The organism is Mycobacterium yunnanensis (genome assembly GCF_025823185.1).
GTDB classification, from domain to species: Bacteria; Actinomycetota; Actinomycetes; order Mycobacteriales; family Mycobacteriaceae; genus Mycobacterium; species Mycobacterium yunnanensis.
Genome location: NZ_JACKVK010000008.1, coordinates 527,785 through 551,656, shown reverse-complemented (window position 1 = coordinate 551,656; position 23,872 = coordinate 527,785). Strand labels below are relative to the sequence as shown.

General features: G+C 60.6%; 10 protein-coding genes. 7 read left to right on the top strand and 3 right to left on the bottom strand.

The window, feature by feature from the left end; all coding sequences use genetic code 11:
- The first annotated feature begins 209 nt into the window (after positions 1 to 209).
- Genes H7K45_RS31675 through brxL form a run of 7 tightly spaced genes read left to right on the top strand, consistent with a single transcriptional unit; the run spans position 210 to position 13,899 of the window.
- A complete protein-coding gene (locus H7K45_RS31675; RefSeq protein ID WP_372512560.1) occupies positions 210 to 749 on the top strand; it encodes a BrxE family protein in 540 nt (179 codons plus the stop codon).
- Positions 746 to 1,519: a BrxA family protein gene (locus H7K45_RS12690; protein WP_263996160.1), complete on the top strand. Its 774-nt coding sequence runs from the start codon at positions 746 to 748 to the stop codon at positions 1,517 to 1,519. The genes H7K45_RS31675 and H7K45_RS12690 overlap by 4 nt, the downstream gene beginning before the upstream one ends.
- Positions 1,503 to 2,093, top strand: coding sequence for a BREX protein BrxB domain-containing protein (locus H7K45_RS12685; protein WP_263996159.1), 591 nt, complete (start codon positions 1,503 to 1,505; stop codon positions 2,091 to 2,093). The genes H7K45_RS12690 and H7K45_RS12685 overlap by 17 nt, the downstream gene beginning before the upstream one ends.
- The gene (brxC, locus tag H7K45_RS12680; protein WP_263996158.1) at positions 2,090 to 5,584 is read left to right on the top strand and encodes a BREX system P-loop protein BrxC; all 3,495 of its coding nucleotides are present in this window, start codon (positions 2,090 to 2,092) and stop codon (positions 5,582 to 5,584) included. The genes H7K45_RS12685 and brxC overlap by 4 nt, the downstream gene beginning before the upstream one ends.
- Positions 5,581 to 9,420 carry a BREX-1 system adenine-specific DNA-methyltransferase PglX gene (gene pglX / locus H7K45_RS12675; protein WP_263996157.1) on the top strand — a complete coding sequence of 1,280 codons (3,840 nt, stop codon included), beginning with the start codon at positions 5,581 to 5,583 and terminating at the stop codon, positions 9,418 to 9,420. The genes brxC and pglX overlap by 4 nt, the downstream gene beginning before the upstream one ends.
- Entirely contained in the window at positions 9,417 to 11,885 is a 2,469-nt protein-coding gene (locus tag H7K45_RS12670) for a PglZ domain-containing protein (protein WP_263996156.1), read from the top strand. The genes pglX and H7K45_RS12670 overlap by 4 nt, the downstream gene beginning before the upstream one ends.
- Entirely contained in the window at positions 11,872 to 13,899 is a 2,028-nt protein-coding gene (brxL, locus tag H7K45_RS12665; protein WP_263996155.1) for a protease Lon-related BREX system protein BrxL, read from the top strand. The genes H7K45_RS12670 and brxL overlap by 14 nt, the downstream gene beginning before the upstream one ends.
- Before the next feature lie 352 nt (positions 13,900 to 14,251).
- Here the strand turns inward: brxL and H7K45_RS12660 are convergent, their stop codons facing one another.
- The 3 genes from H7K45_RS12660 to H7K45_RS12650 all read right to left on the bottom strand — a co-directional run bounded on the left by H7K45_RS12660 (position 14,252) and on the right by H7K45_RS12650 (position 23,551).
- On the bottom strand, positions 14,252 to 18,025 hold the full coding sequence (locus H7K45_RS12660; RefSeq protein ID WP_263996154.1) for an AAA family ATPase: 3,774 nt from the start codon (positions 18,023 to 18,025) through the stop codon (positions 14,252 to 14,254).
- A 454-nt stretch (positions 18,026 to 18,479) separates the two neighbouring features.
- Positions 18,480 to 19,256: a DUF429 domain-containing protein gene (locus tag H7K45_RS12655; protein WP_263996153.1), complete on the bottom strand. Its 777-nt coding sequence runs from the start codon at positions 19,254 to 19,256 to the stop codon at positions 18,480 to 18,482.
- 320 nt (positions 19,257 to 19,576) lie between these two features.
- The gene (locus H7K45_RS12650) at positions 19,577 to 23,551 is read right to left on the bottom strand and encodes a DUF3427 domain-containing protein (protein WP_263996152.1); all 3,975 of its coding nucleotides are present in this window, start codon (positions 23,549 to 23,551) and stop codon (positions 19,577 to 19,579) included.
- Positions 23,552 to 23,872: the final 321 nt, after the last annotated feature.

Here is a 23,872-nt window from a genome sequence, read left to right as displayed (position 1 = left end):
ATTGTCAAGCGCTTCTTGCAGGATCTCGGGTCGGGCGCGTGACAACGCCATCGCGCTACCGCGCGCCGTCTGCAGACGCCGCGAACCGACGGAGCGAACCAAATCCGACGCAGACTCCCACACGTCCCCACGGTCAGATCACACACTCAAGCACGGAGGATCCGGTAGCGTGCCAAGAAAGCTGAACAAACAGTAGCGGGGTGGGTTAACTGAGCGCGGAGGACGACGTCCGCATCCTTCTGGGCATCGCTCGCCTTGGCGAATCGGACCTGGCCGGCTGGTGGAACACGCGACTCTATTCGCGGGCAGGCCGCTTCGTGTTGTCACGAAGTTTCCCGCGCACATGGAAACCAGCCGCCGGCCAGCTCTTGATGCTGTCCTGCGCTCGATGGCACGGCCACGCGTTCAGTGGCCGGCCTAGTGCCATCCACTTGTACTCGCCTCACCTCCCCGCGCTGGGTTGGGCAAACGCCTGGCTAGCCGAACAGAAGACGACCGTCCCGGTAGACCCGCTGTTCGATGAACTCGCCAACTGGACCGACAAAGGCAGTGCGGCGTCTTCCATCGACCGTTGGCTGCCCGAAGGCACTCCCGAAGTAGAGCCAGTCGCCGGCAACCTACGCTTGGGTTTCGTTGATGTCCGTTCCCTACAGGACCCCGCCGAAGCGTCAGCTCTCGTCCAGCAACTAGCGAAGTGCTATGTGGCCACACCGAGCCCACTCCAGATCCCCTACTTTGACGCCGTATGACCTCGGCGACAACAGGTTTGACTGGCAATATTCAAAAGGGCGGAGCACTACTCGATGATTGTCGCCGCGTGGTGGAAGTTTGGGATCCGTCCATTAGCGAGGGCGACAATCTCACACGCATCGTTGATCAAGGCCTGCTCGCGAAACGATCCCGAACCCGGGCGGAAGACGTCATACGCCGGATCATCCGCCCACGGCTGATCGAGCCCGGGCCGCAGATAATTCCTGCCCTCAAGAACTTGCTGAGCGACAGTCAGGCCTTCCGCGAGGCGTGCTATTACGAGACGTCGCGAGACGAGAAGCTGCTTGCGCTATTTGCAGAGGAACCGTTGTACGCGATGTGGAACGGTGGCCGCCTAGGCGTCACTGTTCAAGAGGTCATTGCGTGGCAGGTACAGATGACTGCCCTGGGCCATTTGCCGGCGTGGACTGACACAGTACGACTCAAAGTCGCCCGCGGACTCCTCGCTGCCCTGCGGGACTTTGGCGTCCTTGCGGGCGACAACACCAAGACGATCGTGCCGCCGAATCTCAGCCCGCGCGGTTTCAGCTACGTAGCTTGGCGCCTTCATGAGGCTGGAGGATCGTCACGGTCGCTCTCCAATAGTCATGTGTGGCGCCGATGGTTACTCGATCCGACGCGCGTCTCAGATCTTTTTCGTCAAGCCACACGCCTTGGCGTGTTGTCGATGTCTACGGCCGGGTCGGCGGTGCGCATCGATTGGCATGCCAACAATTTGCAGGAGGTTACGAGTGCCGGTGCGGGCTGAACTACAGGCGGTTGGGCAAAAAATCGTCTCGTACTTCGACGAACAAAAATCGCAACCGCCATTTACCGTCTACCAGTACGCTCCAGAGCAAGAGTGGAATGTTCGGCATGATCTTCGCCAATTGAATCGATGGCTTCAACTTCCTAATCAAAACATCAACTGCGCATCAATTTCACTCGCCCAGCTCTTCTGGTCAGCTCTCGACGATTCCGGGTTTCTTGAAGAGTTGATTGCGCAGGAACGCGGCGCATCAAGCACAACTGCACTCAATGAGATTTTCGAATCGGTCGGCGAAATACTTCGCCACTCGCCTACCCTGCCTGATCGAGTCATCGCCGCGGTCGACCAGTATCAACATTCGCGGACGGCCGTGTTTCTATACCAAGCAGGAGTGTTATACCCGGCGTATCGCACATCGACATTGTTAGATGACCTTCAGGGGCGCCTTCTACGCCCGGTGACACTCCTCTACCCGGGCCGGCTGATTGGTGACTACGGCTTGAGCTTTTTGGGCAAATCAGAACCAGCTTATGGATACCGCGCAGCCATCGTTACACGGGAGCAAGTTCTATGAAAATCGAAGACATTTTTCGTCGCGACATCTTCCGTCGAATCGAGGAAGTAGTCAAGGTCGACATGACCGACCCGGCTGTCGTCGCGTCCGAGTTGGATGAATACGTTGCTACGGATCACATCGTGTCTGAAATGAAGTACGTACTCAATGAATACCAAGAATCGATCCTCACTCCAAACGAATCTTGCACGGTTTGGGTGTCGGGCTTCTTCGGATCTGGCAAGTCCAGCTGGGCGAAGATGATCGGTTTCCTCCTTGAGAACAATGTCATCGACGACGTCACCGCCGTAGACCGGTTCTTCGCCCGAACGCACGCCCCTGAAGTCAAAGCGATTTTGTCAACGATTCACGCCCAAGCACCGACACTGACTGTCTTGTTGAACCTCGCCACCGGTTCGGATGTCGTTGGACGACAGGACGATAGCGTTGTACTCCCGGTGTACCGGGCATTACTCAAGAAGCTGGGGTACGCAAGCAATATCTTGCTTGCCGAGCTCGAACTAACACTTGAAAACGATGGGTTACTGTCAACTTTCGTCGACAAGTTCGCTGAGCTCCACGGTCGATCATGGACTGATCGCAGATTCACGGCACTTGCTCGCAACGAGGCCAGCCGAGTACTGCATGAACTGGACCCGCAGACGTACTCCAGCGCGGACTCATGGGCCCGGGGTGCAACGCAACCCGACATAGACGCCGATTGGTTCGCCGCTCGGGCGATCGAGTTGTTGGAGCGGCGAGGTGACGGCGCCAAACGACTGTGCTTCGTCGTCGACGAAGCCGGCCAATATGTCGCCCGGTCGATCCAAAGAATGTTGGATCTGCAGGGTCTTGCCGAGTCTTTCCAGAAGAAGCTGGGCAAGCTATGGCTTGTTGTTACGTCGCAGGAGCGACTCAACGACGTAGTCGACAGTCTGGAAGCTCGGCAAGTCGAGCTAGCACGCGCTCAAGCCCGGTTTCCTCTCCGAGTTGACCTGCTACCTGAAGACATCGAGGAAGTTACAAGCAAGCGCGTCCTAGACAAGACCGAGACTGGGCGGTCAGAAGTTGAGCACCGCGTCGAGCAGTTTTGGAATCAGTTGTCTGCCAACACTCAGTTGAATTCACCGACTCGAGCCAAGTCACCATCGCGCGATGAAGTGGTGCGGCTCTACCCGATGGTTCCGTACCAAATTCAGCTGCTCATTGACGCCGTGTCCGCACGGAGAGCCCAAGGAGGGGCATCGCCAACGATCGGCGGCGCAGCCCGAACCATCATTCGCCACGCTCAGCAGCTGGTGATCGATCCTCGGTCCGGTCTGGGCCCTGCCGAGGTCGGCGGGCTTGTGACTCTCGATCGAAGTTACGACCTACTTACCGAGCTCATTCCCACGGCTTGGCGATCCGAAATAGAGCAGGTGGCCGCCACTTACGGTCAAGACAGCTTCGACACCAAGGTGCTGAAGGTGATCGCGCTGTGCTCTGAGGTTCCAGCGCTTCCGCTGCAGGCGGAAAACATTGCCGTCCTCTTGCATCCGAGCGTGGGCGCCGAAAGTGTGCGTGTCGCAGTAGAATCCGCCGTTGCCAATCAGTTGGCCGACGACCGAATTCGCGAGAGCAACGACGGTTATCGGCTCCAGTCTTCTGAACAAAAGGATTGGGAACAGACCCGCCGCGGCATCGATCTGTCACCGGGCGGAGCCACTCGGCTGCGCCGCGAAATAATCAGAGGAGCCCTCAGCGGGCTCAGCGTGACCGACACGCGAACCTTCCGAGTCAGAGTGGACGTGGATGGCGAGACGGTGAGCCCCGGCGATTTGATTCTGTCATTCGAAGACCATCGCGAGCAGGACTACGACGAGGTCCGGGCACGATCTCGGCGAGAAGAACAGAACACCCGCATCACGTGGGCTTATCAAGTGTCGGAGGCGACGTTCGAGATTCTGCTCGAAGTTCACCGGAGTAGAGAAATCATCCAGCGAAGAGATACGCCGACAAAAGCGCCTGCCGAGCTTGAGCTTCTCGGCGAGGAGAGAGAGCGTCAACGACGCAACGAGGCAAAGGCTTTGGGGAGACTCGCCGCGGACTTGATAGGCGGGCGCATTTTCTTCCGAGGCACAGTTGAGGAACCGACAGGTGCCGACCTGAGATCGGCCGCGCAGCTATCAGTGGCGAGCCGAGTTCCCGATATATACCCGCAGATCCGCGAGTTCACGGCACCCGTACGTCGCGAAGATATTCTGACGGTGCTCCGAACAAGCGATCTACGAGCGCTTCCAACCTATCTCGGGCCGGACGGCATCGGATTAACACATGAAACGCCGCAAGGGCCTCAATTCACTACTGACACTGGGCCATTGGCGGAGTTGGTCCAGGAGGCGCGCAAGCGGGCAAACTACGGCCAGGATGCGAACGGTGACGCCCTCGAGCGGCACTTCAGCAGTCCCCCATGGGGGGCATCCGTTGAAGTGATCCAGGTTCTGGCCGCCGCGGCGTTGCGAACCGGTCTACTGGAAGTGGTGCATCAAGGCCAAGTGATGCGGAATCCCACGGACGGTCGTCTCGACGCCGTGCTCACGACGTTGCCGCGTTTCCGCACAGCGCTGTTGCGCCCACAGTCATCGGGATCGGGCGTCACGACCGACGATCGAGCCGAGCTGGCTCAATGGCTGGAAGATCACGGCGTCCAGGTTCCCGGCCTCGGCGTCGACGTGCTGGCTGGAGTAGTTCGCGGCTATGCGACGCCGTATCAACCGATCGCTCAAGAAGTCGATTCCCAACTCAAAGGACTTGGCTTGGCGACACCGCCAGCCGTGAGCCGCACACTTGACCTCCTCAAACAGTTGGCGACGGCAGACGACGACGGAGTTGTCATTACCGCCCTCGCGAGCAGAGCCGACCTGGCGAGCGATTTGCCCGCGATCGAGCGAGCTCACTCGACGATATCGGCCCAATTGGAGGACTTCCGTGCGGCGGTGGACGAGACCCGCCATCACGGGTCCGAGGTCTCCGATGAGCAGCAGCCCAATTACCGCGAGCTTTGCGAGCTTTTGTCGGGTAGCGACCTCTTGGAGCATGTCGCACGCGTATCGAGCCTGACGGAAGCGATCCGCAGTGCTCGTCAAGACGCGAACCGGCACGCCGCGCACAAGCTGAAAGATGAGATACACGACTTGCGACAACGGATCGATATTGCCTATCCAGATACGGATCCGAACGTCGTCGAAGAAGCCGCGCGAGTGCTTGAACAGGTGGCGCCTCCCGCTGAGGCGGACGATTTTCCCGCAGCCACATCAATCGCACGTATCGACAGTGCGCGCGCTCGGGCTCGCGCTGCGACCGCCCAGTTGGAGGAGCTCCGAGCACAGGGCCAGCTAGCTCGGCTCGAGGTTGCATCCTTGGTACCTGAACCGATCGCCGATGAGGCTTCGCTCAACGCAGCCCTGAATCTGATACGCGAAGGCGTGGAGGGTTGGTGGGCTGAGGGTAAGAGTCAGGTGAGGTTGTTGTGACGTCGTTGACGGTTGATCAGCGTGCCCGCTTGGAGGATGTGGTGTTGGCGGCGCGGGGGTTGCTTGAGGCTGATCTGGTGTCGGTGGCTGCGGGTAGGTACGGCATCGATGCCGACGGTCGTGTCGTCGACGAGCGCCAGCTGCAGTTGGATCCGAACGAGTTGGCCGATCGCCGTGAATTGTTGACGGTCCTGGAGTATCTGCGGCTGCAGGAAACTGGTGATGATCTGGCAGTGACGGCTATGATCCGCGAGGCCGTGTTCACGCACCTGAATCGGCTGTTGTCGATCCGCATCGCCGAGCAGTCGGGGTTGTTCCCCCAGTCGTTAGCCGCGGGCCGCGGATCCCACGGGTTCACCGATCTTCTCGAACTTGCCCCTGCGTTGGTCGATGACGACACCCGCGGCTACGCAACGTATCTGGCGTTGTGTGGTGACGAGTTGGCCGGCGACGTTCCGCAACTGTTCGATCCGCGCAACCCGCTGTTGAAGCTGATGCCGTCACCATCAGCGTTGGACGAACTAGTGGACGTGCTCGCCGACCCGACCTTGGCAGACCTGTGGGCTGCTGATGACACGTTGGGCTGGGCGTATCAGTTCTTCAACCGCAAAGAGGAACGCGACGCGATGCGCGAAGCATCGGCCACCCCACGCACATCGCGGGAACTGGCGGTACGAAACCAGTTCTTCACCCCCGGCTACGTCGTCGACTACCTCATACAGAACACCCTCGGCCGGCACCTCGCCGCCCACGATCCGACCGGCCAGCTGGCATCGCAGCTGTCGTTGTTGGTCGACCCGCCCGGATATTGCGGCACACCTTGGGATTTAGAGGATATCCGGGTGCTGGATCCTGCGGTGGGTAGTGGCCACTTCCTGCTCGGTGCCTACGACCTGCTAGAGACGGCATGGGAGCTCGCCGGTGTCAAGCCGGCCGATGCCGCCCCCCACATCGTGAACAGTTTATGGGGCATCGACATCGATCTACGGCCCGCTCAGGTCGCTGCCACGGCGGTGACCTTGCGGGCACGGGGCAGCGCGAAACATCTTGCGCTGCCCAGTCCGCACATCATCACCGCCCGCGGCCTGCCTGATCTAGATCCGACCATCCTCGATCACCTTGGTCTGTCGACCTATCACGTCGACGTGCTGACCGACGTAGCCGAAGCACTCAAAGAGGCCCCGCTGTTGGGGTCGGCGCTCAAAGCCGAACTCGCGCTGCAGGACCGTCTTGGCCGCGCCGGCCTTCCGGGCGTCGCCGCCAACGCCGCGCAACCCACACTGACCGCCGAGCATGGCGCCTTCGCCGACGACGAGGCCATCCTGCGTGATGCGCTATCGCACCTGGCGGATGCGACGACTTCGACTGCAGCCGAACGACTATTCGCTGCCGGCGGTGAAGATGCGTTGCGGTTCGTAGAGGCGTTGACTCAACGCTACGACGTGGTCTTGATGAACCCCCCGTTCGGGGATCCAATCACCGAAACCCGCGACTACCTGCGCGCCGCCTACCCCTGGGCACCCACCCGCCTGGACCTGCTGGCCATCTTCGTCGGACGCGGCTTGGAGCTGTGCAAACCCGGCGGATACCTCGGCGCCATCACAGGCCGCGCTGGCTTGTTCACCAGCACCTTCCGTCCGTGGCGCGAGCAGATCATCCTGGGCCACCAACTCATCACCCTCGCCGACCTCGGCTACCGCGTCATGTCACAAGCCAAAGTGGAAGCCGCCGCGTACGTCATCCGCAACCAAACACCCGAACCCGAGGCCACCGCCACCTTCATCCGCATGCTGCGCGACGCCGACAAAGCGAACGGTCTCAGCGAAGCGATCTACAACGCGCAGACCAACGCACCGGACCGCCGGATCTACCGCATCCCCCAAAGCACCTTCGCCACCCTGCCCGGCTCCCCCATCGCCTACTCCGCCAGCCACGCCATCCTGCGCCTATTCGCCGAACTCCCATCGATCGGCGAACACGCCGATGCCGTCGTCGGGCTACAAACCAGCGACGACGGCCGCTTCGTTCGCGCCTTCTGGGAAGTCGACCCCCGCCAAATCGCCCGCACCCGCGAGGAAACCGCCACCCGCCGCTGGGCCCCCTTCGCCAAAGGCGGCACCTACGCCCCCTACTGGTCCGACATCCACCTCGTCGTCGACTACGAAAACAACGGCCAAAGACTTAAAGCATTCGATAAGGCTTACATCCGCAACGAACGCTTCTACTTCCGAACGGGTGTGACCTGGCCTCGTCGTACGAATAGTGCATTCTCTGTTCGCGCATTACCGATGGGCTGCATCTTCGCAGACAAGGGGCCTTGCCTATTCAGTGCCGATTCCTCGATGCACTATCTCGGTTTTTTGAACTCACGGTTCGCGCGGCTCATGATCGAGACCACTGCCACCGGAGCAGATGAAAACCAGAGCGACATGTCTCGGAGCTATGAAGTGGGAACGATCCGCTCATTCCCAGATGCGGTCTGTAGCGACACTGCATTGTCGACGCTAGTCGGCGGTTATACGAGCGATGCGTTAGCCCCGTTGGCCGTATCTGGTGAGTTTGACGAGTCTGCGCGGCGGTTCGTGAAACCAGCCGTGCTGGGTATCGAGGCGGCAACGATTCGGCAGCGCGCTGCAGCGGCGTACCGCAATCAACTCGAGGTCGCGCTGGCGGTCATCGAAGCTCACGACGAGATCGACCGCGCCCTCTCGGCCGCACTGGACCCGGACGGAGAAGCTGAAGCTGCGTTGTATGACGCGGACGGACCGTTGGTCACCGATCTGCCACATAGCACTTCAGTGAATTCCTCGCTGCTGAGCAAGCCAGTTCGCGAGATCGTCGATCTGGCTGCCGAGAAGCTGGGCATTGCTCGCTGGATCGGCTTGCAGCACCAAGTCGTCGATCGCCGTTTGGAATTGGCGGCCACGCTAGAAGGAGTTCATCCGCGTTCGTTGGTCGATCGGCTGCCGGCGGGTGCTTTGCCCGACGGCGAGCCGGCAGGTAGCGCTCACGATTTATTGTCCTATCTGGTTGGTGCCGCGTTCGGCCGCTGGGACATCCGCATCGGTATCAACCCCGCGTTGGCGCCACCGCGACCCGATCCACTTGATCCGGTGCCGCTATGTCCCCCAGGCATGCTCGTCGGAACCGACGGATTCCCAGCCACATCGGCGCCCGAGAACTATCCACTGGAACTTCCCCCGGACGGGTTGCTCCTCGATGAACCCGGCCACCCCCACGACATCGTCAACGCCATAACCCGCGCCGCCACAACGCTGTTCCCCGACACCGACGCCGTCCTCGACGAACTCACCACCATCCTCGACGCCACCGACCTACGTGCTCTGCTGCGCCGAGGATTCTTCCGCCACCACCGCACCCGCTACTCCAAGAGCAAACGCACCGCCCCCCTGTACTGGCCACTAACCGTCCCCAGCCGACGATGGGGACTCTGGCTCTACGCCCCAACACTGCGCCGCGACACCCTCTTCGCCATCGCCGGTGCAGCTGCATCCCGCATGGCCCGCGCCGAAAGCGAACTCCTGCGGCTGCAAGGCGAACGCGACGCTGGCGGCGCCGGCCGCTCTACCCAACAAGTCATGACCGCACTGACCGCCGAACAAGAACTCGCCGAAGAACTCAGCACCTTCCGCCGCGAAGCCGAACGCCTCGCCAACAGCGGCTGGATCCCCGACCTCAACGACGGATTCCCCCTCACCGCAGCACCATTGAACACACTCATCCCCGACTGGCCAGAGCTCGCCAAAACCCTCACCGACACCAAAGCCGGCAAAAACCCCTGGGCCACCACCCACACCTGGAGAAACCAACTATGACCAACCTCCGATCCGGCCTAACGGAGCAGCTCGCTCGAAAGGTCGACGCGCACGGCCTCGTGATTTGGAACGACGACGCCCGGGAGTACGACGACGTCGCCGAGACAATGTGCCCCGCGGATACCAGGTTCGAAAAGTTCAGTGGCAGTTGGTATGAGCTGCGTCGTCGCATTGATGACGCGATCGGCGGAGACCAGCCGCCAAGACTTGTTGTGTACATCGCGGCAAAGGCACCATCCGAGGATCCTTTAGCGGAAGTCCGCTCAATGGGGATCCGTTTCACGTTGCGGCTCGCGACGCTCATTAGCCAGTCGCTGACCGGAGAGCTGACGCAAACTCGAATCGACGATCTAGCACGGACCGCTTTCACACTCACGGGCGCGGAACAGGCCTTGAGCGCCGACGAATCGGCAGACGCACGATTGATCTCGGCATTGGGCACCACTGATTCCACGACAATGCTTGTGTCACTGCTGCTCGGCAACCGCGACGACGAGATTACAAAGGCTGCCGCGGACGAGATCGCACGAGACTTCGTCGATCAGATGGTCGGAGTCCAAATTCCGGCAGCGTCAAAGAGACAGGAGGCCCTCTTCGCGGGTCTGTTGCTGAACGATTTCGCTATTGCGCTCGGCGGCCCGCCCCACGGCGACCTGGCGACGGCAACACCGCAGGCGTCCGCAAAGCAGCGTGAACGATCGCGTCTGGTACTACGTCAGGTCTTGTCGACGCCGGACGGTCGGGAGGGTTACAGGTCGCTGGCGACAAAGACCGATCTAACGCTGAAGATCGCGCAGACCCTGAACTGGGACGATCGGCTCGCTGCAGTGCCGGGCACGGAGAGCGTCGAGCAACTAGCTCTCGACACGGCAATTGAGCAATTTCGTGCGGGCAACCGAGCCCCGGCGCGCACGATTGCCGAAACACGGCTCAACATAAGCCCGTTCGTCGATGAGGCGAGAGAGTGGGCGCCACGCTGGCGGGTATTCGAAGCGATGGCAACGCTCGAGGACTCGATTGATACGAATCCCGTCGCTCCGGGCTCAGTCTCTTCCCAGCTGGCGTGGTACGCCGATCGCGGCTATACGGTTGATCGCGCCCATCGGACATTGGAATTGGTGCGAACAACCGTCGGCGCATTGGGAGACCTCGACGGTCTGCTCAACCACGCCCGCGACCAATACGACGGATGGCTTAACGAGCTCCTGAACACTTTCGTTGACGCCGCGCTCAGCGAAGGTGTCGATCCAGGAGACATGATGCGCCAAGGCGAGATACACGATCGCCTAGTCACCGGACACGATCGCGTCGCATACATCTGGGTCGACGCGCTGCGTTACGAACTCGCGCAGGACCTCGTAGGCGCTCTGAAGAATCTGCCCGGCAAGATACAACTCCTGCCCGCAGTCGCGGCAGCGCCGACCATTACTCCCGTAGGGATGGCATCACTACTGCCGGGCGCGGCCGAGACCTTGCAGGTGAAGATCGACAACGACTCGATCGTGGTGTCGGTCGGGGGTCAGGCGGTGAAGACCGTGGCGGACCGGATCTCACACCTACGGCTGAGGCATGGCGCCGTCGTCGATCTCGACCTAAACGACGCAACCAACAAGTCAGAGCAGTCGCTACATCGGTCGATACAGGACGCTTCGCTTGTGGTCGTCCGGTCTCAAGAAGTCGACGCGGCCGGCGAAAGTGGGATGTTGGCCGCAGCATGGACGACGTTCTCGGCAGTCAACCAGCTGCTCGCCACCGTCATCACACGGCTTGCCAGCGCAGGTATTCGACGTTTCGTACTGAGCGCGGATCACGGCTTTATCGCGCTCAGTCAGGGCATTGGCGCCCACCGCATCGTCGACCCTCCGAGTGGAGCCGTGGGTGTTCTCAAGCGGAGGTGCTTTGTGGGTCATGGTGGTGTTCCCCAGACAGCTACTGCCAAGCTGCCACTTTCAGCCTGCGGAGTGACCAGCGATTCCGAGATCACCGTTCCGCGAGGTCTTGCGGTGTTCAGGGCCGGCGGCGCAACACAATTCTTTCACGGCGGCCTCTCTCCGCAAGAGCTCATCGTTCCGGTGGTCATCATCGACCTGGACGAGCCCCCGCGGCCCACCGGGGAAACCGTACGACTGGGGCTGGCCGGCGAACGTATTGTGACGGGCGTCTTCGCGATCACCTTGGAATTTGACCCATCTCTTTTCGCGGACGACCTCACCGTTAGGCCAGTCGCGAGTCGGCACGGTCAGCCGGTCGCCCGTCCGGTTTCAGGTGACGGCGTTGACGCACAAAGCGGAACCGTCACGCTGTCGGGAGCGCGCACTAGCGTGGTGACGTTCCAGGTAACTGCCAATCTCGCAAAGGGAGACACGATCGATTTGCAGGCACTTGACGCCTCCACCGGCCGAACGGTTGCGAAACAGACGGTCTCGGTAGCTGCGCCCGTAATCGTGGAGGATGACCTTGACTAGCACCTCGGATGCTCTCGACAAGCTCGCAAACGAGACGTTTGCAGGGCGAGTCGTTCGCAAGGATCTCGTACGTCAAGTCAAAGTCGGCTCCAACGTGCCTGTCTACGTGCTGGAGTTTCTGATCGGTAAGTACGCCGCCACAGACGATCCGGCCGCCATCGAGGCGGGACTTGAGGTCGTGAACCAGACGCTTCGGGAGAACTTCATCCGCCCCGACGAGGCCGAACTGACCAAGGCGCGCGTAAAACAACGCGGCCAAGTACGCCTGATTGACAAGGTGGACGTTCGCCTGGTCGCTAGCGAGGACAAGTTCTGGGCGCACTTGCAGAACTTCAACGACAAGTACGTACACATCGGCGAAGATCTCGTCTACCGCTACGACCGCCTGCTCCAGGGCGGCGCCTGGTCACAACTCGACCTCATCTACGACGCCGAGGACGACGAAGACAAGAAGCGTCCTTTTTACATCAAGTCACTCAAGCCGATCCAAGTGGCTGCGTTCGACCGTGAGGCTTACCTCGACGGACGGCGACAATTCAGCCGAGACAGTTGGCTAAACCTCGTTATGCGCACGATTGGTTTGGAGCCGAACGAGTACAGCAATCGAGGCAAGCTACTCGCCTTGACGCGACTCATCCCAATGGCTGAGCGCAACTACAACTTGATCGAATTGGGCCCCTGGGGCACCGGCAAGAGCTTCGTCTATCGAGAATCGAATCCCAACGCCATACTAATCTCTGGCGGAAAGGTCACCGTTGCACAGCTTTTCATCAATATGTCCACCGGGCGTGTCGGTCTGCTAGGTACGTGGGACGTCGTCACGTTTGACGAAGTCGCGGGCCTACAAATGTCTGACACTTCCGTCGTCAACATGTTGAAGGACTACATGGAGTCCGGGTCCTTCGCCCGCGGCAAGGAAGAGGTCCCCGCAGAGGCCTCGGTCGTTCTGATCGGCAATACAAGCAAGCCTCACACAGATCTAGTCCGCACCGCCCACCTCTTCGCTGATCTTCCCCCAGCCATGATCGACCCTGCATTCCTCGACCGGATTCACTTCTACCTTCCTGGCTGGGAGACACCAAAACTCGAATCGCGCTTGTTCACCAACCACTTTGGATTCGTATCCGATTACTTCGCGGAGGCGTTGCGGCAGCTTCGCAAGGACAGTTTCGTACGTGCAATCGACGAGGAGTTTGCCCTTGGGGCCAGCCTTTCGGCCCGAGACGAGAAGAGTGTGCGGAAGACCGTCTCAGGCCTTCTGAAAATTCTTCACCCACACGGCGAGTGGACGCGGGCCGAGCTGCGTGAGTATTTGGAGTTCGCGCTGGAGGGCCGGCGTCGCGTCAAGGAGCAACTCAAAAAACTAGCGGCTCACGACTACGCAAAAACGGCGTTCAGCTACATCGAACGCGACACCGGTCACGAATATTGGGTGGAGGTACCCGAGCAGCCGGACAGTACCGAAGACGAACTGGATTCAGTCCCGCAAGCCGCAACAGTCGCAGACGTCGAGTCCGTTGAGCGAGAAGCGGTACCCGTTCTCATCGAGCGAGGCGAGGGACGTCATATCGAGTTCAAACAAACTGGACGGTTGAATCGCCATACAGGACAGAAGGACCCAGTACTCGAGCAGATGGTCGTGAAGGCCGTGGCAGGCTTCCTCAACGCAGCAGGAGGAACCCTGCTGATAGGTGTCAAGGATGACGGCGAAATCACCGGTATTGAGGCAGATCTGCCAACACTGGGACAGAAGGCGAACCTTGATGGGTACACCCTTTGGTTGAGTAACTTGCTCGACAACAAGATGGGCCCTGCCGCGGTGGCCAAGGCTGGCGTCTCCTTCGAGAGCTCGGCTGACGCGACAGTCTGTCGGGTCGACGTCAAAGCCTCGCCTGCACCTGTTTTCGTCAAGGGCGCCAAGGGGGAGACAGAACTGTTCGTTCGGCTCAACAACGCGACGCGAGCGCTCAACGTGGCGGAAGCGTTGGACTACGTTCGGACGCACTGGGGTTGAAAGTGGGTCAAGAAACTGCTTGTCTTCGAAGCATTGACCGCGGCCAGACTCGTTGGCTGCTGCTCCGGCGCACAAGTCCCAGTCTCGGACATCTCGAGCGGCGACAAGCGGGGTAGCGCCGGGCAGCTACATCCTCGATCAGAATAGGGCCGGCATGGCTGATGTAGTGAGCACCAGCAAGGACGAGGCGGTTCAGCTGACGAATGCTGCCGACCTCCGTCACACCGTGGTGGCCTCGATTTTGAGATGAGTTCAACTCGCGGCGGCAGCAACCGGCAGATCCGACAGCATGTCGGAGTCGATGGCAAACTGTCGCGTCGACGGTGGACAACTCGACAACACAATCAAATAGCTACTTCACCATCTTCGGCGCCGCCTTTTTCACGACACGCCGCTTGGCCGGGGCATCGCTAACCGCCTCATCGGTTGCGGTTACGCCGAGGACCTTCGACGCGAACGCAAGCCAGGCCTGCGCATCCGCACCCTTCAAGTCATCCGTCCAAATCAACACGTCGCCGACGGCATCTTCATCGTCGTGCGGGAGCACGCCGTTCTCGCGGTACCACGCCTTCTTGAAGTCCCATTTGCGCGCGTAGTCCGACACATCGAGCATGCCCGCGTGCTCCCAATAGATTTTGCGCCCATCGGGAGCGTGAATTGTGAAGTCCGGAAGAACCTCTCGACCATCATCACCCTTAAATGGCTCTTCGTAACTCCACTTGTCCGGCACTAGCCGGTCGAGGAGCCCCGCGATGATGACTTCGTTCTTGCTCGCCATTGGAGTGCCGTTCGCAGAGACGTGGATCAGTCGTCGCTCATATCGACGCCGCTCACCGCGCAGGTCCAGTGAGACCGGATTGGGAGCAGCGAACAAATCCGTCAGCCGACGTGCTGTCTCCGAGCGCCAGGGCGCGGCGAGCTCACGCAACTCAGAAAGCGTGCCCTCATGGAGGATCACCACCTTGCCCTTCTGCCGAGTCAGAGCGGTGTACATCAACTCACGGGACACGTTGGCCCTGGCCGGTAGTACCAGGAAAGTCTTCTCGAACTCTGAGCCCTGGGACTTGTGCACGGTCACTGCCCAGGCAAGTTCGAGAAGCACATCCTCGTTCTTCGTTGGCCAATATCCATACTGAAACCCGCGTTGCGACGAGAACTCGACGTTCAGCCACAGCGAGTTCTTCTTACGTGTCTTGCTCGGCGTAATGCGGCCTATCGCTACGCCGATCTCGCCGTTGGCGACATAGTTCATGCCGCCGTCCTTTGGAAAGGCTTTGAGCTTCTTGTTGACCGTTTGCATGACCTTGTCGCCGCGGACAATCTGCTCTGGTCCGATCGGACTCGGGATATTCGACCTTGCATTTCGCTGGGCGAACTCGGTGTCCTTCATGCGATAAGTGCGCTTGATGTGACGATTCAGTTCGACCGTCCCGAATGCCCTTGACCGGGTCGGAGAAAGTATCTGCCAGTCTTCAGCGTGCTGGCCCGCGCCCGGTTCCCAGTTGAGGTACGCGCCGTTTACGGTGGCGCCGTACGTCATGGCGAAGGACCAATCGGCATTGTCATTGGCCTCTAGGGGCAATTCGTCCTTCAAGGCGTCTATAAGCACTTCAACGACTGGTGTGTCGCCCCACGAAATGTAGCGGACCGTCGGCCGACTGGGAGTTGCAGCGAGCTCGGACCAAATCGCATCGTCTCCAGCGCCCCTCGTCTCGCCGCCGAAGCACGCCGCCAAATCGAGATCATGCCGGGCGCCGTGGCCGCCCTCGGGAAGCTGACGACGTGGCACTTGAAGCTCTACGTACCCGGGCGCCACCCGGACTGGACCGTCGAACGCGACGGGCCTCTTCGTGTCGATGAAATCAACGAACGGCCGTCCCGGCCCGATTGGAGGCAGCTGCCGGGGATCTCCGACGAGGACCAGCCGTCGGACACCAGTAAAGGAATCGAGCGTTGCCGCCAGCATCTCTTCGGTCAGCATGGAAGCCTCGTCGATCACCACCAGCCCATAGCTGTGTCGCGGTTGTTGGTCGCCCCATGTCAGGTAACGACCACTCGCACCCTCGTACCGTCTTGATGCGCTAAGGAAGCTAGCGAGCGTCTTGGCGGGGAGCCCGACTTTCGTCTCCAGTTGAACCCGTGCCTTACCGGTGGGCGCGAGCAGCAGCACGCCGCCATCCGCTACACCGGGATACTCGACTAGGGCGCGAAGGAGCGTCGTCTTGCCCGTACCTGCGGGACCGATAAGCACGGACAGCGGAGAATCATGCAGCTCGGAGAGCCCCACCGACTTCTCCTCACGCGCGAGTTCTTCGAGTTCGTCGATCCCCACCCCATCCGACCGAACGTTCTCGTTGCTCGCGAGAGCGATGTCGAGCACTTTTCGTGCGTCACTTAGACGGCCCAGGTTGGTCTTATTCTCCTGTTCTGCAACCCAGTCACGGATGGTTCGGGCAGTGTCCTCGAATCGAGTGAGCTTGAATGCCGACGTCCCGTCGGCGAGCAACACGCTCGTCACTGGCGACCAATCGTCATAATCCTTGAGCGACTCATGATCCAGATCTAGTCCGGCTAAGACTACGGTGGCGAGGTTTGGAGGCCGACTGAGGACTACGGCGTTCGCAAGATCGATCGCTTCGCCTACGGGCAGAAGCGTATCCCCCTGTCCACCTTGCCTTTCGAGCACGTCCGCCAAGAGTGCCTCTACCCGCCGGCGGTCAAGGCGGTCATCGAATTGGCATTGACCGGGAATCGAGGGCTCCCAAGTGACGTGGGTCGGTGGAAATAGTGCCCGATCGATCGTGGTGAACGGAATGTGCAGATCCATCCCGTAGGTACACGTACTTGCGAAGTACGGATTCTCAAGCAGATCGACGGGCGAGCATTCCACTTCGGTCCCGCCGGTCATCAACATCTCGGCCTGAGCCGGCGAAATATCGAGAGCAGCGAGTAGCTGAAGGACTTCATGCCGATCGGATCCCAGCTTCGACCAGATCCGAGAGACGGTCGAGGTTAGATGCGTCTTCAACGACGGTGGAGTGGAGCTGTGATCGTCGAGGATGCCGCGAACGAAGCTCCAGGGACTAGCGTCGCCGGCTGCGTCGAGAACTACCCGCCCGGCGACGTAGGGCTGCTCGACGCGAATGAACGCGAGCACTGCCGCCAGGCCAGGAACCGGGCCGCGCAATTGCCACAGGCGCTCAGTTTGATCCTTCAGCCACTCAACGGCGGAATCCGTCACTTCTAAGCCAAGTGCCCGCGCTCCCAATGCGGCACCTTCTAGCGATGCCAATGCCTCGATGGCTGCGTCATCACTGAGATGTTCTGTGACATAGCTGAATTCAGTGTCACGCCCCTCGGGTGCCCACGCAAGTGCAGAATCGATATCCACCCCGTCGTCGAGCAACGGGACGAGCCCTTGGTACGGCAGTAGCACGCCGTCCTTCATGTCCGGCCTGAGACTGTGCTCGACGATCGTCTCCCACATACACGAATCAAACGGCGGGGCTCCAATCTGATTCCACATTGGCGGAGACTGCACGCCTGTCACGTAGGCAGCTCCAACCAGTAGGCGATCGGTACGTTGCTCTTGCAGTGGAGAGTGCTTGAGGTACACGAACACCAAGGACTGACGTGGCTGTACGGGATCGAAGAAGGTGTTCATCACAGCGCGTTGATTGCCGCCGTCCATAACCCACGCAGCACCCGTATAGCCGAGCACGTCGTCGACGTGATCCTCTGCAGTCGGGTTGTACGCCGGCACCCGGCCGATACCTACGTGGTCGGTGAGCGTTACCCTGTTTAACCACCGGAACGGGACCGCCTCGAACGCGTATCCGGGTATCGATACTGCAGTGGGTTGAAGGGATCCCTTCAACGCGTTGCTCCAGGCATACGGGTGGGTCTTTGTGACCGTATATCCGATGGGCGACATGAAGGTTCCGCGCTCGCTCAAACATGGCAAACGACTGGCGTCGAGAGTGTCGATGCTGGCAGAGGAGTTTTTGGCCTCGTACTCGTCGTCCCGGTTTGGGCCGATGTTGGCGAGAAGGGTGCAGGACGAGTTGCCAAGCGGATCGTCGCAGATGGCCGCGTCCCACGCCCTGTCGCGCCACGGGACACGCATCGACAAATGCTGGATGCTACCCATAATTATTTCCAATCACTTTGTCCACATAAGCATCTGGGCTTTGACATCCTTGGGACATCGTCGGGTTACCACCTTCGCCATGACGGCGTGTCAGCGGCCGAGACCGGGCGAGCGAACGATGGTTGGCGCCGCGCTGGTGACGGCACCTCTAGCTGGCTGCCGATCCGTTTGTTCCAATCCGTCTCTCCCCGCATCGTTAGCAACGTTACGGAAAAAATCGGCAGACGGCGCGGGAATCAAACCCCGATCTCGTTAACTGGAGTTCTCACGGACTGGTAAACGAGACCGTGCACTGTCCGCGACAGCTAAGACACGGAGCGCTCAGCCAAGAGCCGCGGGCCTTGGATTCGGTCAGGCCAGGCCGTGCTAGATGGACGTGGGTCGAACGCAAAGGCCTGCGACTGCCTGATGCCCGCGCCAGAACACACAGCTAGCGTGGCTCGGTGTTGAGCTGAGACAGCGACTGTTCGTTGGGGACCCAGATCCAGCCCTCGCTGGCCGCAGCGTGATGTTCGGGAGGGGTGTGCGGGCTGATGGCGCGCTCGAGAGCGACCGCTCGGGCCGTCAGAGCGCAGATCACCGCCTCGAAGGCGCCGACTTCGGTCTGGCAAGTATCTAGCCACCGATCTAGCTTGAGCCAGGGTCCCGCAAAAGCTGTGAACGTCACTAGCTTGGTCACCATCGAGACCAACAACTTCTGCCCGCTCGCCGACTTGTAACCCGTGTACGGCAAGCCCCACTGACTGAGCGAAGCAGGCGGATACACCTCGACGAACTTGGTCGGATAGCTGTTATGACCGATGGATGCAGGAGTCTGACCGCACTCCGCCAGAATGGTCGCGCATCGCAGTGTTGCGACCGCGGCGCTGCCTGACAATGCGCTCGGCGGGTTGATACCTGGTGCAAGCTGCTTGACCAAGTGGGCGGTGAAGCGGTACCGCATTCCCGAGTCACTTGGCACCGATCCCACTAGCGACCCGCCATGCTGGTCCGCGGAGTAACGCGTCACGAAGTCTGTGAAGGGCTTAGGCCAACCGAACGGGCAACTTATCCCGACAATGTCCGAGGAACTCGTCACCTGACCGACTTCGAAGTTGTTCACGCCGTGCTGCAGAACCTGCAGTTCGGCCTTGCCGTCCTCCCAGCTGACCAGCGCCATCCAAGTTTTGGACGGCTGGGCCGTGAGGCTGATTCCTATCGTGTCCATAGACTCATTCTGGGGCGCTGACTGCTAACGTATCGAGATTCCCACAACTATGCCGAACGACTCCTGTTTGCTGGTTCGTGAACCGTCGTGAGCCGGCCGTCCTGAGGGCGGGAGGCGGGTGTCCTCGACAGAGTGAAAGTCGAATCCAACGTGTCGCACCGGGCTTGATCAGTCCTACGCCCCGCTATTCGAACCGGAAGAGCCGATTCGATCTTTTCCGTCAGACAGACCGCCGAACCCGGTCAGCGGCGGCTGCGACGCCAACTTGGTTGGCATATACACCAGTGATCTATCGTGCGTCGAGCGCGTCGGCGGCCCAATCACAGCGAAAGCCCAAGCTGCGACTGAAGATCACTCGTCAGCGGGGTCAGCAGCCGGTAGGTCACCAGCATCGGCTGGGACCCCTCGTAGCTCATCGGTACGACCCGTCCCAGGTAGGTGAACGCCGTGTCGGCCCCGCGTCGTCGCATCCACAGCTCAATCGACTTGCCAGTTGACAGAGACTCGAGGATCTCCCGGCCCTTCTTGCCCGTCGGCTTGGTCGACGTCTGCGAGCTCCATACGAACAGGTCCGGGCCCTCGAAGTGCTCGGCGTACTGCGTGCGGTCTGCGCGCTTGAGCAATGAGACGAAGAGAATCGTGTGCTGCGCGAGCGAGACGTGACCGGAACGCCAATTGCCCGGGTTGTACACCTCGCCGTAGAGCGGTGGCACGTCCATACTTTTGAATTGCTCGCCGATGTGCGACGCCAGTGGGTTGATCTCCTGCTGATCGAGCTTCGACACAAGCCGCGCTACGGGACGCATGTCAGACGAAGCCTCGATGGGAGGGATCTCAGTGTTCCTGGATTCCAGAACGTAGGCTTCGCCCTCTCGTCGGAGGATCTTCAATGTGCCTACAGCACCTGACCTGTCGGTGGTTTCCACCAGCACGGGTTGACCCACGTAGTCGCGCGCCGATCCGCCGGTGATCCATTCGAAGAGCAGCGTATCGCCGTGCCGAATCGGATCTGCTCCGCCGTCCATCGAATTGCCATGAGCGAAGCACACGAAGTTCGATGCGGGCGTAAGTTCAGTACCTGCAACCCTTTTGATAGGAATCTCAGTCGAAGCATGATGGGTCCAGGAGGTGCGGGCATGCGGTCCGCACGCCACGGTGTAGTCGCCGAAGAGGGGTACGTAGTCCATCTGCACGTCCGTGTCAGACGAACGATCCGGCTGGACCAGTAGCGCACCATCGACCTGGTCGATCGACACGCGGTGTGACGTTCCCGGGTGACCCGCGGACGGTCCGAACCAACCGCGAAGCAGGCCCGGTAGGGCGTTGCCAGTCGAATCCTCGCGAGTAGCCGTGGCGACGGCACCCTTCGCGAACGACGCCTCGAACTCGACGCCGTCGGCTTTGAACGGCACCTTCCCTTCGGGCAGATCAGGATGAAGTCGTCGGTCGAGCCGTATCGCGGGATGGCCGTCGGCGAACGTCAACCGGCACGACCATGTCCGCGTCGTCGACGTCTCCTTATTCAAAACGTAACTAGCCAAACGGTGTTCGATGATCTCCGCGACCATCGCGTCGAAGACGTCGCCGACCTCGTCGTCGATGACGAACGTCGGTTCGATCCGATCGCCGGCGAACCGAAACAGTGCATTGGTCCGGCGCGCCGAATCACCCACGCCCGACAGATGCGAGAGCGGCCACTTCCGCCAGTAGTGCGCCCACTTCTCGCCGGCTGCAGCATCGAGGTTGGGAAACTCCCGCGTCGGGACGTCCTGGGCGAGGCGGGGGTCGGCGAGCATCAGCTGCCGTGAAACCTCGGCGTTGTTCGCCACGTCGCCTCCGGCGCGGAGCTCACCCTCATGGAGCAGGGCCCGGATCGCAATGAGCTTGTAGGACTTGTTAATGCTCTCGGTTTGGAATCCCTTGAGCACCTCACCGTGGGAATCCGTGACGGCGGCCTCCCGCTCCCCAAGCAGATCGATCACGCGCAAGAATCCAAACCAGCTGCCGTACTTTGGTGTGACGATCGCAGGGTCGTAGCCAGCCCGGAAGGTCTGCGCAGCAGTCGGTCTCAGACCTTCCTCTTCCATGTACGAGCGGCAGTACTCCTCGATGGCGTCCCGGGCGCTGATCTGCGTGAGTCGTTTCAACATCTCGACGACCTCAAGGTCGTAGTCCACCGAACAGCCCTCGGGCAGCCCGAACTCCTGGCTCTCCAACGCTGCCAAAACTTGAAGCGTGGTAGGGGCTTCGCGCCGTCCGAGGCTCAGCAAGGTGCGTGGCTTCAGCAGAAATGATCGATGGTTGCCGATGAAGTCGACGATGGTGAGCGCATCCTTGCCCTCCTTGATCCGGAGACCGCGGCCCAACTGTTGCAGGAAGATGATCGGCGATTCGGTCGGCCGCAGCATCAGCACGGTGTCGATCTCGGGTACGTCGAGACCCTCGTTGAACAGGTCGACGGTGAAGATCACTTCGAGATCGCCGCTGCGGAGGTCGTCGAGCGATTGATGGCGAGGCGCGCTCGTCGGCCCACTGTGCACCGATGCACAGCGCACACCACTTTCGAGGAAGAACGCTCTCATGAAGTCGGAGTGGTGCTTCGACGCACAGAACGCCAACGTGCGAGTGCCCCGGCGTAACTGCCACTCGTCGAACGCGGACTGCGCCCGCTCCTGCGTCTCGATGGCGGCCTCGAGTAATTCGGGGTCGAAGCGGCCGTTGCGCCACGGAATGGGCTCGAAGTCAACGGGGTCCGACACACCCCAGTAGTGGAACGGGACAAGTTCTTGTCGTCGAATGCCCTCGACGAGATCGCAGCTGAATACCAAGTTGTCGGCACACAGAGCCAACAGGTTGGCGCCGTCCATTCGGTCAGGCGTTGCTGTGAGGCCCAGCAGAAATCGCGGCGTGAAATGGTCGATCACCTTGCGGTACGTGTCCGCGGCGGCGTGATGAAACTCGTCGATGACGAGGTAGTCAAACGAGTCTGCGGGGAACTGATCTAGATAGCGCGACGTAGTCTGGACCGTCGCAAAGACGAAGTCGGCATCGGGTTGCTTGTCGTCACCGGTGTACAGGCCCATGGTCGCGATCGGCATCACTTGCCGGAAGACGTCTCGGCTTTGCCTGAGGATCTCTTCGCGGTGGGCAATGAACAGCACGCGAACAACTCGCATCTGCGCGACATCGAAGGCTGCCAGCCACGTCTTGCCCAATCCCGTTGCCATCGTGACCATTCCGGCCCGGAAGCCCGCGTCGCGAGTTGCGATGAGCGCCTTCAGTGCTTCCTGCTGAATGGGTCGTGGCTCCGGCAGAGCCTCGGGAGGCTCAACGACCTCGACTGCCTGAGGGACGTACGCGGGCGCCGGATCGTACTCGGCGATCAGCTGATCGGTCAGCGCATGACTGCGTAGGTCGTTCCACAACACGAGGAAACGCTGTCGTAGCTCGTCGATCGATCCGACTAGGAGATTCCATTCGATGCCGCCGCCGAGGGCGGACTTACTCAAATTGCTGCTGCCCACGAACGCGGCTTCAGCCTGACCATCTACCGAGTAGAACAGATATGCCTTCGGATGGAAGCTGACCTCGGGGTCCTGGAACACCCGCACGCTAACGGACTGCGAATGGTCGTCCATGAGGTCTCGCAGGCGGGTGAGGGCTTCGGCCTCGGTGAGGCCTAGGTAGTCGGTGGTGAGGATCCGCAGGTGTGCGCCACGGGCAAGGGCATCCTCGAGCGCGTCGGTGAGCAGGCGGAGACCCGACATCTTGATGAAGCTGACCGCAATGTCGATCCGGTCGAATTGAGCGCGCCGCAGGTGCTGAACCAACTCGGTGAGCAAGAGCCGGACTTGACCGTCGACGAGTACCGGCGTCATGGGGCTGGGAACCGCATGTGACAGCGGCACTGGGGCTTCGGCGAGGTAGTTGCCGCGGGCGGCGATGACATTGCGGATGCCCCCGCGCGGATCAGGAACGTCGCCGGCAAACCTCGGGATTATGTGAAGGTGGAGGTGGTCGACTGTCTGCCCGGCGACGGGCCCTGCATTGAAGCCGACATTGAACCCGTCGGGTCCGTTCAGCTCGGTGATCTTGTCCCGCACGATGTCGACCAAGTCGAAGATGTCGGCCCGTTCGCCGGGCGTTGCCTCCCACCAGTCGGTGATGAGGCGCCGCGACACCACCAGCGCGTGGCCTGGCGACACCGGGAAGCCGTCCCAGATCGCGAACGCCGATCGGTTGGCAGCGATCCAGTCCGCCTGGGGGATGTCGAAGAAGGGTGACTCGGATTCCACCGATATCCAATCTGTTGTACTCGTTGACGATCTTTTCGCAACACATCCCGCGAGCACCTCAACTTTGCCGTTCGCGCAGTACGCACATACAGCGACAGGAAGGGCTGCACAGCTTTGCATTGCCATAACGCGAACCAACATTTGACATCTAGCTCACGTGCCTGCGGTCGAACCCGCAATCGACCGCCACGGTAAGCGCCCATTTCAGGCTATGGTGCCGTTGCTCAGCGAACAATCTCTACATCGACTAACTTCAATCTGTTGGCATCGTATGCTTGGCCGTCAATAGACGCCATGGCGAGTGACGGAACACGTAGTTCA

What these genes read in the sequence shown, in the direction of transcription:
- H7K45_RS12690 (WP_263996160.1), top strand. Translation starts at nt 746, where the DNA reads ATGACCTCGGCGACAACAGGTTTGACTGGCAATATTCAAAAGGGCGGA.
- brxC (WP_263996158.1), top strand. Translation starts at nt 2,090, where the DNA reads ATGAAAATCGAAGACATTTTTCGTCGCGACATCTTCCGTCGAATCGAG.
- H7K45_RS12670 (WP_263996156.1), top strand. Translation starts at nt 9,417, where the DNA reads ATGACCAACCTCCGATCCGGCCTAACGGAGCAGCTCGCTCGAAAGGTC.
- brxL (WP_263996155.1), top strand. Translation starts at nt 11,872, where the DNA reads ATGACCTTGACTAGCACCTCGGATGCTCTCGACAAGCTCGCAAACGAG.
- H7K45_RS12660 (WP_263996154.1), bottom strand. Translation starts at nt 18,025, where the DNA reads ATGCGTGTCCCGTGGCGCGACAGGGCGTGGGACGCGGCCATCTGCGAC.
- H7K45_RS12655 (WP_263996153.1), bottom strand. Translation starts at nt 19,256, where the DNA reads ATGGACACGATAGGAATCAGCCTCACGGCCCAGCCGTCCAAAACTTGG.